Genomic DNA, 12,998 nt, shown 5'->3' on the forward strand with positions numbered 1-12,998 from the left:
CTATTTTCCTACTCTCTTATTTGCCCCAGCCATCAATCTCTCTTTTGTAACAATAGCTCTTGTATGTGTTGCCACACCAACTTTTCCAGCAGAATCTTCAGCTTCAACTTCAAACTTATAAAGTTTGCCTTCCATTCCAATAAATGTTGCAGTAGCTTTTACAATATCCCCTTCTAAAGTTGGTGCAAGATGTTTTAAATTTACTTCTACTCCAACTGATAGTTGTCCCTCTTCATAAAGTGGAATTAATACCTTTGCAGCAGCACACTCCATAAGAGCAGTTAATCTTGCAGTAGCAAAAACTTCTGGAAAATCATCCTCTTTTGAGATTTCTAAATTTTTTGCTAAGTCAGAAGATTTAACTTTAAACTCAATAGTTGCTTGTGTCCCTATTTCTAATTCCATTTTCTCTCCTAAAGTTTTTTATTTATTGTAGCAAAAAATAAAGCAAATCTTTTTTATACTCCTCTTTATAATATTTTAGATATAATCCGCGAAAATTAAATGGAAATGCTTAATGATTGACTTAGATAATCAAACTGATTTAGATATTGATATTTCAGGACTTGAAACTATTATGAAAGAATTAACTACAAAAGAAATTGAGTTAATTTTTACAAATAATGAAGAGATTCAAATATTAAATAAAGAGCACAGAAATATTGATAAAGCGACTGATGTATTATCATTTCCATTAGATTTTGATATGCCAAATATGCCTTTAGGTTCTATTGTAATATCAGTTGATTATGTTGATCAAAAAGCAAAAGAGTATGAACATAGTTTTGAAGATGAATTAAAACTTTTATTTATTCATGGTTTACTTCATCTTTTAGGTTATGATCACGAAGTTGACAATGGAGAACATCGTCAAAAAGAGGAAGAGTTGATTAAAAAATTCAATCTACCAAATAGTTTAATTGTAAGGAATTCATAAATGGATTTTTTGATATTTATTGTATCAATGGGAGCACTAATTTATGGTGCAGAGTTTATTATTCAACAAAGTGAAAAAATTGCACTTCATTATAATATTTCACACTTTATTATAGGTGCAACACTAATCGCAGTTGGTACTAGTTTACCTGAAATGGCAGTTTCAATGTCAGCTTCAATTAAAGGAAGTGGAGATATTGCTGTTGCAAATGTTATTGGAAGTACTATTTTTAATATTTCATTAGTTTTAGGTGCAGTATTTTTATTAGCTAAAAAAATCAATCCAAATAGAGATATTTTTGCAAAAGATTCTGCTTGGTCTTTATTTCCTATTTTAGTATTTATTTTAATGGCTATAGATGGAAAACTAAACTTTGTAGATGGTATCTTATTTGTATGTTTAATGGGAGCTTATTTACTTTTTCTTATTGGTTCAAATCAAGTTGATGAAATTGATGAAGAACTTGCAAAAGAGAAATTTGAATGGCCTAAGACTTTAGCTTTATTAACTGTAGGTTTTATTTTTGTAGTTGCAGGTGCAGATTTTGCAATTGATAGTGCAGGAAATATCGCTAGGTCTTTTGGAATTAGTGAATGGGTTATTGGACTATTCTTAGTTGCATTTGGAACATCTTTACCTGAACTTACAATCTCAATCAAATCAGCAATGAATAATAATGCAGATTTAGCAATTGGAAATATTATTGGTTCAAATGTTGCAAACTTTACAATGGTTTTAGGTATAAGTTCAATGTTAAATGATTTAAGTGTAGATTTAAGTAAAAACTTCTTTGATATAGCAGCTGCATTTATAGTATCTGTAATGTTAGTATTTATTGCAGCTAATAAACTTTATAATAAAAGTGCTGGTATTGTTTTATTAGTAGTACTAGGATTAGTTATTCAAAATAGTCTTTAAAAGACTATTTTGATTTATTTTTGGCAAGATTTACAAAGTCCAGAAAAAACTACATCTACATTTTGAATTTTAAAAGCAGATTGAGCTTTTATAGAGCTTTGTAATATTGATGTATCTATCATAATATCTTCTATCATTCCACAAGAAGAACATACAAGATGAGAGTGTTCCTCTTTTGCTAATTCATAAACAGACTTTGCATCAGGAATTTTTACTTCATTTAAAAATACCTTTTCTACCATTGCATTTACATTTTTATATATAGTTGCAAGAGAAATAGAAGGAAATTTTTCTAATAACTTTTTATAAAGTTCATCAATATTCATATGCCCATTTGAATATAATTCATCAACAATTGCAACTCTTTGTGGAGTAACTTTTAAATTATACTCTTTTAATAAAATTGAGCTATTAATCATTTCTATCCCCTTTCCTGCATAAAATAATACTAAAAACTAACTTTAGTTTTTTATTTGCAGAGTTTTATATTGTGAATAATATACAAAAAATGTAAAAATTATTTGATTAATTAAATTTAGTAGAAGATAATAATTTTCCTTTAAGATTATATGGATTATAATTCTTAAAAGAAAAAAATTATCCAAAAGGAATTAAAATGAAAAAAACAGTTAAACAATTAAAAATAATGCAAGCTAGTTCTTTAGTTATGTTTACAAAACTACATAACTACCACTGGAATATAAAAGGTATGCAGTTTTTTCCTATTCATGAAATGACTGAAAAAATGTATGAACAATTTAGTACATTATATGATGACTGTGCAGAAAGAGTTCTTCAAGTAGGAGATAAACCTTTAGTGTTATTAAGTGATATAGAGTCTAATTCTTTTATTAAAGAAGATAAAAAAACAGATTTTGATGCAAAATATGTTTTAGAAAATATACTTAAAGATTTTGAACTATTTTTAAAAGAGTTTAAAAAATTATCAAAACTTGCAGCTGAAAATGAAGATAGTACAACAGCAACTTTTGCAGATGACAATATTGCTCACTTAGAAAAAAATATTTGGATGATAAAAGCTTCTTTAGCTTAATCTAATATTCCATCTTAAGTTTAGGTAAACTATAATTTTTAATTATATGTTCACCTAAACATAATAATCACAAACTTAATGAAGGAGAAATAAAATATGAGACAATATGAGTCATATAGATGTAATAAATGCGGAAATGTAGTAGAAGTACAAAAAGTTGGTGGTGGAGAACTTCATTGTTGTGGTGAAAAAATGGAAATGATAACAGAAAACTTAACTGCTGTAAATCTAATGAAAGCTTTTGCTGGGGAATCTATGGCAAGAAACAAATATGAATATTTTGCTAAAATTGCTCAAAAAGAAGGATACAGAGATATTGCAGCACACTTCCAAAGAGCAGCTGATAATGAAAAAATGCATGCTAAATTAGAGTTAAGAGCCTGTAACGAACTTCTAACAGGAAAAGAGTTTGGAGATACTGTAGAGAATTTAAAAATTGCAATTGCAGGTGAAAGTTATGAAAATGTGACTATGTATCCAGATTTTGCAAAAATTGCTAAAGATGAAGGACATACACAAATTTCAAATATGCTAAAACTTATTGGAAATATTGAAATAGAACATGAGAATATGTACAAAGAGTTACTAGCAAGACTTGAAGCTGGTGAAGAATTTATCAGTGAAAATGAAGAAGAAGAGTGGATTTGTGAAGTATGTGGACATGTTCATAGAGGTAAAAAAGCCCTAAAAGTTTGCCCAGTATGTAAACATCCACAAGAGTATCAAACAAGACTTAACGGTAAAAAATAATTATTAAAACAATTCTTTGATAAAATATCTTCTTTTAGGAGATATTTTTGATAAGATTTTTAAGCCTACTACTTCTTTTTTCTACTTTATTATTCTCAAAAGAGTTTACTATTGCTTCATATAATGTTGAAAATCTTTTTGACTTAACTTTAAATAAAAGTGATTATAAAGAGTACAAACCTAACACAAAATCAAACTGGAATAGAAAAACTTTTGATATTAAATTAAAAAATATAATTAAAGTAATAAAAGAGATTGATGCAGATATTATTGCTTTACAAGAGATTGAAAATAAAGAACTTCTAAAACTTTTACAAATAAAACTCCCTCAATATAAATATCTCTCTTTTAATAAATATAAAAATTCAAGTGTTGGATTAGGATTTTTAAGTAAAATAAAAATTATTGAAGAGAAAACAATTGAAGTTAAGTTTTCAAATAAACTTTTTAGACCCATTTTAGAAACTACTTTTCTTTTTGAAAATAATGAGTTTAAAGTATTTAATAATCATTGGCCTTCAAAAGCAGTTCCTGAAAACTATAGAATAAAATATGCAAAAAAACTTTTTGATAGAATTAAGCTTTTACCTAAAGATTATGATTATATTTTAGTAGGAGATTTTAACTCAAATTATAATGAATATGAAACTATCTTTAATGAAAAAAGATTAAACACTACAAATGCACTTACAGGAATAAACCATGTTTTAAATAGTTATATAGAAGATAAAATTATTACAAAAGAGAATATATTAAAATATAAAGAAGCAACAGTTCATTTTAATCCTTGGTTAGAAAAGAGTATAGAAGAGAGATTTTCCAGTAAGTTTAGAGGAAGAAATGTTACTCCTGATAATATTCTTTTACCCTACTCTATGTTTGATAATAAAAAAATCTCTTATGTTTCAAATAGCTTTTCTATTTTTAAGCCAACCTATTTATATAAAAATAAAAGAATAAATAGATGGCAAATTAAAAATAAAGTTCACTTAGCTAAAGGTTATTCAGACCATCTTCCAATACTTGCAAAATTCTCTATCTTAAAACAAGAGAAACAAAATATAAAAGAGATAAAAAAAATAGAAGACTTATATAAGCTAGAAAATTTAGAAAAAGAAGTTCTTTTAAAAGATTGCATTGTTTTATTAAAAGATGATAAAAATATCATTATCAAACAAAAAAATAATAGAGCTATTTTTGTTTATAAAAAAAGTGATGAGTTATCAGAAGGTTTTTCTTATGATTTAATTATAAAAAAAATCAAAACGTATAATGGTTTAAAAGAGATAAGCTTGTTTGAAATAAAAAATTATAAGGGCAAAATAGTTGATTATAAAAATCTTTATCTAGATATCACAAAAATCAACCCTTTTGATTTAAAAAATCAAAATGAGATTATAAAAGAGATAAGAGGAACTTTTAATAAAGGATACTTTTATTTTGATAATAAAAAAATAGCTATATATTTTAAAAATAAAGAAATTATTCCTCCCAATGGCTCTTCTATTATCATAAAAAGAGCACAAATTGGATATTATGTCGATAAAATTCAATTAGTTATTTTCAATAAAAGCGATATTATATATGTTAATTAAATCAATCTTTACAAATAGCAGTGGTATCTTAGTCTCTAGAATTTTAGGTTTTGTTAGAGACTTATTAACTGCTTCTATCTTAGGTGCTAATATCTATTCAGATATCTTTTTTGTAGCCTTTAAATTACCAAATCTTTTTAGAAGAATCTTCGCAGAAGGAGCTTTTACACAAGCTTTTATTCCTTCATATGCAAAAGCAAAATATAAAATTAGATTTTCATCTATTATCTTTTTACAACTTTTTGCTTTTTTAATTGTCCTATCCCTTGTTGTAACTCTTTTTTCATCACTTATTACAAAAGCTATTGCTTTAGGTTTTGATGAACAAACAGTTGCATTAGCTTCACCTTTAGTGGCTATAAACTTCTATTATCTACCACTTATTTTTGTAGTAACTTTTATGGCAGCTCTTTTACAATATAAACACCATTTTGCAACAACAGCATATTCTACTGCTCTTTTGAATCTTGCACTAATTGCAGCACTTTTAATCTCAAAAGATTTAGAAAAATATGAGATTACTTTTTATCTTTCATATGGGGTACTTGTAGGTGGTATTTTACAAGTTTTAGTACATTTATTTGCAGTAAAAAAATATAACTTATGTAAAATATTTACCTTTAGAAAACATCAAAAAAAAGAGGAAAATAGATTTTATAAAAGTTTTTTAGGTGCTACAGTTGGTAGTTCAACAGCACATATTTCTGCATTTTTAGATACTTGGCTTGCTTCATTTTTAGTAAGTGGTTCAATCTCTTATCTTTATTACGCAAATAGAGTTTTTCAACTTCCCCTCGCTCTTTTTGCTATTGCAACTTCTATTGCTCTTTTTCCAATGATTGCAAGAGCTATTAAAAATAAAGATGAAAACCAAGCTCTAAAACTTATGAAAAAATCTTCGATTATTTTAATTGCCCTACTTTCTTTTGCAACACTAATTGGAATTGTATTTGATAAGAAGATAATTTGGCTTCTATTTGAAAGAGGTGCTTTTACAAATGAAGACACTTTAAATACAGCACTTATTTTAACAATGTATCTTATTGGTCTTTTACCATATGGTTTAGCAAAAATATTTTCTCTTTGGTTATATTCACATGAGAAGCAGTTTTTAGCTGCAAAAATCTCTATGAAAGCTTTAGGTTTTAATATTATTTTTTCATTATTACTTATCAAACCTTATGGTGCAGCTGGACTTGCTTTTGCAAGTACATTAAGTGGATTTATTTTATTAATTTTAACCTTAAAAGAGTTTGGGCTAAAAAACCTTAAAACATTGTATTTTAGTAAACTTTAGATATAATATTACCTTTTTAAAATAAACATAGGAAAATAATGAAAGATTTTTTTAAATACTATTTACCATATTACAAAGATTATAAACTAAAAATATTTTTTGCGCTTATAGGTATTGTAGGGGTAGCAGCAGGTAGTGCAGGACTTGCTTATATTGTAAAACCTCTTTTAGACCAAGTATTCATTGAAAAAGACCAACAAATGCTATATATAGTACCTGTTTTACTAATAGCCGTACAAACAGCACAAGGTGTTGGAAAGTATATTCAAATCTACTATACTTCATATATTGGTCAAGATATTATTAGAATTGTAAGAGATAAACTTTTAGCTCATATTCTAACTTTAGATATAGATTTTTTCCAGAAAAAACATGGTGGAGAGTTAATCTCAAGAGTAACAAATGATATTAATAAAATTCAATCTGCTGTTTCAAGCCAAATTGCAGGAATGATTAGAGAAATCCTAACAATTATTGCTTTAATTGGTGTTGTAATTTATCAAAGTGCTGAATTAGCTTTTTATGGACTTGTAGTTATGCCTTTAGCTATTTATCCTCTTACAGTTTTAGCAAAAAAGATGAAAAAACTATCTTTTAAATCACAAGAAAAAGCTTCGGATATTACTTCACATTTAAGTGAAATTTTTAATAATGTTGAGATTATTAAAGCAAACTCTACAGAAAAAACTGAGTTAGAAAAATTTGAAAAACACAATAAAAAGTTTTTTGATATAAATATTAAATCAGTTAAAACTTCAGAATTAACTTCTCCTCTAATGGAGTTTTTAGGGGCTATTGCAGCTGCTATTGTAATAGTTTATGGTGGAAGTTTAGTAATTAAAGGAGAAATGACAACAGGTACTTTTATGTCATTTATTGCTGCACTTTTTATGCTTTATGCACCAATTAAAAGATTATCAACAATCTATAATAAACTACAAAGTGCTATTGCAGCCCATGAAAGAATTTTAACTGTTTATGAAATCAAACCTACAATTTTAACAGGGGAACAAAATATTCCTCAAAAAGTTGAATCTATTGAGTTTAAAGATGTAGAGTTAAAATATGAAGATTTTGTAGCCTTAAAAAATATTAATTTAACTGCAAAACTTGGAGAAAAAGTTGCTCTTGTTGGAGATAGTGGAGGAGGAAAATCTTCACTTATAAATCTTATTATTAGATTTTATGACACAAGTAAAGGACAAATTCTATTTAATAATACTTGCCTAAGAGATATTTGCATAAAAGATTTAAGAAAAAATATATCTGTAGTTACACAAAGAGTTTATATTTTTAATGATACAGTTGCCGCAAATGTAGCTTATGGTGAAGAGTTAAATGAAGAGAAAGTAATTGAAGCTCTAAAACAGGCTCATGCTTATGATTTTGTAAAAGATATGGAAAATGGTATTTATACTACTTTAGATGAATTTGGTACAAATCTAAGTGGAGGACAAAGGCAAAGAATTGCTATTGCAAGAGCTTTATATAAAAACCCTCAAATTTTAATTTTAGATGAAGCAACTTCAGCCCTTGACAATGAGAGTGAATCAATTATTTCAGAAGTAATAGATGAAGTATGTCAAAATAGAATTACTTTTGTTATTGCACATAGATTAAGTACTATTAAAAATGCTGATAAAATAGCAGTATTCAAAAAAGGTGAAATTGTTTGTGTAGGCAGTGAAGAAGAGTTATTAAATAATTGTAAAGAGTATCAAAGACTTTACAATCTTGCAAATATCTAATATCAAGTTTTTTTCAATACTTTTTAGATAAAATGTTAAAATTTCATAAAAAAGGAAATATTTGTTTACCTATAACACATTAAAGAAAATATTATTTTTGTTTCAACCTGAGACAGCTCACCATTTAGGAGAGTACGCATTAAGAGTTTTACCTAACTGCAGAATTTTAAATGATTATATGGTAAAGAAAAATTTTGTAATGAGTCCAAAACTTACGCAAGAAGTTTTTGGAATAGAATTTAAAAATCCAGTTGGTTTAGCTGCAGGATTTGATAAAAATGCAACAATGATTAAATCTATGCCTGCTTTAGGATTTGGTTTTACTGAAATTGGAACAATGACTCCAAGAGCACAAGAGGGAAATCCAAAACCTAGAATGTTTAGATATCCAGAGCAAAAATCAGTTCAAAATGCAATGGGATTTAATAATGAAGGTTCTTCAATTGTTTTAGAAAACCTAAAAAAAGTTTACCCTTTTACTATTCCAGTTGGGGCAAATATTGGTAAAAATAAAACAACACCTGAAGAGCATGCTTTATTAGACTATAAAGCACTAATAAGAAAATTTAAAGATAGTAGTGATTATCTAGTTATTAATATTTCTAGTCCAAATACACCTAACTTAAGAGATTTACAAAATGAAAAATTTATTACTGAGTTATTTTCTATGGCAAAAGAACTTACTGATAAACCAATTTTTCTTAAAATTGCTCCTGATATGGAAGTAGATGTTGCAATTGAACTTTGTAAGACAGCAGTTAATGCAGGTGCAGCAGGTATTATTGCTACAAATACAACTATTGATTATTCATTAGTTCCAAATTGCCAAAATTTTGGTGGTTTAAGTGGAGCTTGTTTAACTGAAAAATCAAGGGATCTTTTTAAAGAGATTGCAAAAGAGTTATTTGGAAAAACAATTTTAATCTCTGTTGGTGGTATCTCAACAGGAGAAGAAGCATATAAAAGATTAAAAGCTGGAGCAACACTTGTTCAAGCTTATTCAGGGCTTGTATTTGAAGGTCCATCTATGGTTAGAAAAATCAATGAAGAGATTTTAGAACTAATGCAAAAAGATGGTTTTAATAACATTTCAGAAGTAATAGGTTCTGATTTAATATAAAAAAAATAGAGGAAAGTATGAGTATAAAAAGATTAAAACTATTCATTATTCACTTTTCGCTATTCATTATTTTTACGGGAGATTTAATGGCTAATAGTCTATTAAAATATCATACTAAAACCTTAGAAAATGGTTTACAAATAGTTGCAATAGAGATGGATAATGGTTCAGATGTTGTTTCTACAAATATCTTTTATAATGTAGGTAGTAGAAATGAGATTATGGGTAAAAGTGGAATTGCTCATATGCTAGAACATTTAAATTTTAAATCTACAGAAAACCTAAAAGCTGGTGAGTTTGATGAAATTGTTAAAGGATTTGGTGGAGTAAATAATGCTTCAACATCTTTTGACTACACAAAGTATTTTATTAAATCTAGCTCAAAGAATATGGAAAAATCTTTAGAGCTTTTTGCAGAATTAATGCAAAACCTAACTTTAAAAGATGAAGAGTTTCAACCAGAAAGAGATGTAGTAGCAGAAGAGAGAAGATGGAGAACTGATAATAACCCAATGGGATATTTACAATATAGACTATTTAACAATGCCTATATTTACCATCCATATCATTGGACTCCAATTGGTTTTACACAAGATATTATGAACTGGTCAATTGAAGATATAAAAGATTTCCATTCTACATATTATCAACCAAAAAATGCAGTTATTGTAGTTGCAGGAGATATTACTAAAGAAGAAGTTTTTGAAGCAAGCGAAAAGTATTTTGCAAAAATCAAAAATGAAAAAGAGATTCCTCAAAAAGTACATATGGTTGAGCCACAACAAGATGGTGAAAAAAATATCACTATCTATAAAGATAGCCAAGTTGAAATGCTTGCAATGGCTTTTCATATTCCAAACTATGAACATGAGGATCAAGTTGCATTAAGTGCTTTAAGTGAGTTATTAAGTGCAGGGAAAAGTTCTTATTTACAAAAAATCCTTGTAGATGAAAAAAGACTGGTTAATTCAGTATATGCTTATAACTTAGAACTTACAGATCCAGGTCTATTCCTTTTTGTAGCTGTGTGTAATGAAGGAATTAAAGCAAAAGATGTAAAAAAAGAGATTGATAATATTATTAAAAATATTAAAGATGGAAAGATTAGCCAAAAAGAGATTGAAAGAATTAAGATAAATACGAAAGCTGATTTTATTTTCTCTTTAGAGAGTTCTAGTTCAGTAGCTTCTTTATATGGTAGCTATTTTGTAAGAGGAAATACAAAACCACTTTTTGAGTATGAAAAGAATATTGAAAAGCTAAAGAAAGAGGATATTTCAAAAGTTGCTAAAAAATATTTAACAAAGAAAAACTCAACAACAGTGATATTAAAAAAAGAAAAATAATTTACGAAGGGAAGAAATATATGGAAATTATTACCGGTGCGATGACCGCATTGATTACACCATTTAAAAATGGAAAAGTTGATCTAGAAAAATATGAATCATTAATTAAAAGACAAATTGAACAAGGTATTGATGTAGTTGTTCCTGTAGGAACTACAGGTGAAAGTGCAACTTTATCTCATGCCGAACATAAAGATTGTATCTCTGTTGCAGTTGCAACTTGTAAGGGAACAAATGCAAAAGTTATTGCAGGGGCTGGTTCTAATGCTACGCATGAAGCTTGTGATATTGCAAAACATGCACAAGCAGTTGGTGCACATGGACTATTATCGGTAGCTCCATATTATAATAAACCTACACAAGAGGGTTTATATCAACACTATAAAGCAATTGCAAACTCTGTTGAAATTCCTTTTATGCTTTATAATGTACCAGGAAGAACAGGTGTTGAAATTGAAACTGATACAGTAATTAGATTATATGATGATGTTTCAAATATATATGCAATTAAAGAAGCAAGTGGGTCTTTAGAAAAAATTGTTGAATTACAATCAAGAAGAAAAGATTTAGTTATTGTTTCTGGTGAAGATGGTATTGATTTTCCAATTTTAGCAAGTGGGGGTAAAGGTAATATTTCAGTAACAGCTAATATTCTACCTAACTTAAAATCAAAACTTGTACATTCGGTTTTAGAAGGAGATTTTGCAACAGCTAAAAAAATTAATGAGGATTTATATCCTTTAAATTCTGTACTTTTCTGTGAAAGTAATCCTATCCCTATCAAAGCAGCAATGTATATAGCAGGATTATTAGATACATTAGAGTATAGACTTCCTTTAACTGCACCAAGTGCACAAAACTTAAAAGAGATAGAAAAAATTTTAAAAAATTATGAGGTAATTAAATAATGAGTAACGAAATGAAAGGTAAAACTTTAGTAATTTCTGGTGGTACAAAAGGTATCGGTAAAGAGTGTGTATATAAATTTGCTAGTAATGGTGTAAATGTTGCTTTTACTTATAATTCAAATGCACAAATTGCTGAAGATATATGCAAAGATGTTGAAGAAAAATTTGGCGTAAAGTGTAAAGCATATCCTTTTAATATCTTAGAGCCTGAAAACTATAAAGAGCTATTTTTAGAGATTGACAAAGACTTTGATAGAGTTGATTTCTTCATTTCAAATGCAATGATTTATGGTAGAGCTGTAGTTGGTGGATATGGTAAATTTATGAAACTAAAACCTAGAGGATTAAATAATATCTATACTGCTACAGTAAATGCTTTTGTTTGTGGAGCACAGCAAGCAGCAAAAAGAATGGAAAAAGTTGGTGGAGGGGCAATCGTTTCTTTATCTTCTACAGGAAACTTAGTATATATTGAAAACTACTCTGGACATGGTACAAATAAAGCAGCAGTTGAAGCAATGGTTAGATATGCAGCAACTGAACTTGGAGAGATGAATATTAGAGTAAATGCTGTATCTGGTGGTCCTATTGATACTGATGCACTTAAAGCGTTTACTAACTATGAAGAAGTTAAAGCTAAAACTGCTGAATACTCTCCATTAAATAGAATTGGTCAGCCAGAAGATTTAGCACAATCTTGTTATTTCTTATGTACAAGTGATGCTTCTTGGATTACTGGGCACACTTTAATTGTTGATGGTGGGACAACTTTTAAATAATGTCTAAAGCCTTAAATCTACCGAATACTTTAGCTCTTTTTAGAATAGCATTAGCTCCGCTAATGCTATGGTTTTTACTAGAAAGAGACTCTTCTGTTTTTGCTTCATGGCATCCGTCTTGGCTTGATTACTTTGCTGGTTTAATCTTTGTACTTGCTTCTGTTACTGACTTCTTTGATGGCTTTATAGCAAGACGTTGGAATCAAATGACAAAATTAGGTGCAATTTTAGATCCACTTGCAGATAAAATGTTAATGCTTGCAGGATTTATTGGTCTTATGATTATAGATAGAGCTTCTGCTTGGGCAGTATTTTTAATACTATCAAGAGAGTTTTTTATTACAGGACTTCGTGTTGTTGCTGTTAGTGAAGGTAAAAGTGTTGCTTCAACAATGGCAGGAAAAATCAAAACTGTTGTTCAAATGATTGCAATTGGATTTTTAATTATGAACTGGCCATTTGCAACCACACTTTTATGGATTGCAGTTATCTTAACTTTATATTCAGGATATGAATATTTAAGAGACTATTATAAGATTTAAAAAG

The 12,998-nt window shown here is 28.0% G+C and carries 14 protein-coding genes; 12 read left to right on the plus strand and 2 right to left on the minus strand.

What is annotated here, in order from left to right:
* Positions 1-405, minus strand: a complete 405-nt coding sequence (locus tag ABIV_RS08370; protein WP_114839446.1) for a thioesterase family protein — start codon at positions 403-405, stop codon at positions 1-3.
* Between the two features lie 112 nt (positions 406-517).
* Here ABIV_RS08370 and ybeY point away from each other — a divergent pair, with 112 nt between their 5' ends.
* The gene (ybeY, locus tag ABIV_RS08375; protein WP_114839447.1) at positions 518-937 is read left to right on the plus strand and encodes an rRNA maturation RNase YbeY; all 420 of its coding nucleotides are present in this window, start codon (positions 518-520) and stop codon (positions 935-937) included.
* Positions 938-1,855, plus strand: a complete 918-nt coding sequence (locus ABIV_RS08380) for a calcium/sodium antiporter (protein WP_114839448.1) — start codon at positions 938-940, stop codon at positions 1,853-1,855.
* 14 nt (positions 1,856-1,869) lie between these two features.
* Here ABIV_RS08380 and ABIV_RS08385 read toward each other — a convergent pair whose 3' ends face one another.
* Positions 1,870-2,274, minus strand: a complete 405-nt coding sequence (locus ABIV_RS08385; protein ID WP_114839449.1) for a Fur family transcriptional regulator — start codon at positions 2,272-2,274, stop codon at positions 1,870-1,872.
* A gap of 197 nt (positions 2,275-2,471) precedes the next feature.
* Here ABIV_RS08385 and ABIV_RS08390 point away from each other — a divergent pair, with 197 nt between their 5' ends.
* The 10 genes from ABIV_RS08390 (at position 2,472) to pgsA (ending at position 12,994) form a co-directional block, all read left to right on the plus strand.
* Complete coding sequence (locus ABIV_RS08390; RefSeq protein WP_114839450.1) at positions 2,472-2,909, plus strand: Dps family protein; 438 nt, start codon at positions 2,472-2,474, stop codon at positions 2,907-2,909.
* A 96-nt stretch (positions 2,910-3,005) separates the two neighbouring features.
* Positions 3,006-3,659: a ferritin family protein gene (locus ABIV_RS08395; RefSeq protein WP_114839451.1), complete on the plus strand. Its 654-nt coding sequence runs from the start codon at positions 3,006-3,008 to the stop codon at positions 3,657-3,659.
* A gap of 47 nt (positions 3,660-3,706) precedes the next feature.
* Complete coding sequence (locus tag ABIV_RS08400; protein WP_114839452.1) at positions 3,707-5,254, plus strand: endonuclease/exonuclease/phosphatase family protein; 1,548 nt, start codon at positions 3,707-3,709, stop codon at positions 5,252-5,254.
* Positions 5,244-6,551 (plus strand): murein biosynthesis integral membrane protein MurJ, encoded by a 1,308-nt coding sequence (murJ, locus tag ABIV_RS08405; protein ID WP_114839453.1) that lies wholly within the window; start codon positions 5,244-5,246, stop codon positions 6,549-6,551. The genes ABIV_RS08400 and murJ overlap by 11 nt, the downstream gene beginning before the upstream one ends.
* 38 nt (positions 6,552-6,589) lie before the next feature.
* Complete coding sequence (locus tag ABIV_RS08410; RefSeq protein WP_114839454.1) at positions 6,590-8,299, plus strand: ABC transporter ATP-binding protein; 1,710 nt, start codon at positions 6,590-6,592, stop codon at positions 8,297-8,299.
* 61 nt (positions 8,300-8,360) lie between these two features.
* Positions 8,361-9,419 carry a quinone-dependent dihydroorotate dehydrogenase gene (locus ABIV_RS08415; protein WP_114839455.1) on the plus strand — a complete coding sequence of 353 codons (1,059 nt, stop codon included), beginning with the start codon at positions 8,361-8,363 and terminating at the stop codon, positions 9,417-9,419.
* 17 nt (positions 9,420-9,436) lie between these two features.
* Positions 9,437-10,765 carry a M16 family metallopeptidase gene (locus tag ABIV_RS08420; protein WP_410471240.1) on the plus strand — a complete coding sequence of 443 codons (1,329 nt, stop codon included), beginning with the start codon at positions 9,437-9,439 and terminating at the stop codon, positions 10,763-10,765.
* 20 nt (positions 10,766-10,785) lie between these two features.
* Positions 10,786-11,673, plus strand: a complete 888-nt coding sequence (gene dapA, locus ABIV_RS08425) for a 4-hydroxy-tetrahydrodipicolinate synthase (protein WP_114839457.1) — start codon at positions 10,786-10,788, stop codon at positions 11,671-11,673.
* Complete coding sequence (locus tag ABIV_RS08430; RefSeq protein WP_114839458.1) at positions 11,673-12,452, plus strand: enoyl-ACP reductase; 780 nt, start codon at positions 11,673-11,675, stop codon at positions 12,450-12,452. The genes dapA and ABIV_RS08430 overlap by 1 nt, the downstream gene beginning before the upstream one ends.
* Positions 12,452-12,994 carry a CDP-diacylglycerol--glycerol-3-phosphate 3-phosphatidyltransferase gene (gene pgsA, locus ABIV_RS08435; RefSeq protein WP_114839459.1) on the plus strand — a complete coding sequence of 181 codons (543 nt, stop codon included), beginning with the start codon at positions 12,452-12,454 and terminating at the stop codon, positions 12,992-12,994. Before ABIV_RS08430 ends, pgsA begins: the two co-directional genes overlap by 1 nt.
* The last annotated feature ends 4 nt before the right edge of the window (positions 12,995-12,998 follow it).

The sequence above is a fragment of the Halarcobacter bivalviorum genome, from assembly GCF_003346815.1.
Taxonomy (GTDB): Bacteria; Campylobacterota; Campylobacteria; order Campylobacterales; family Arcobacteraceae; genus Halarcobacter; species Halarcobacter bivalviorum.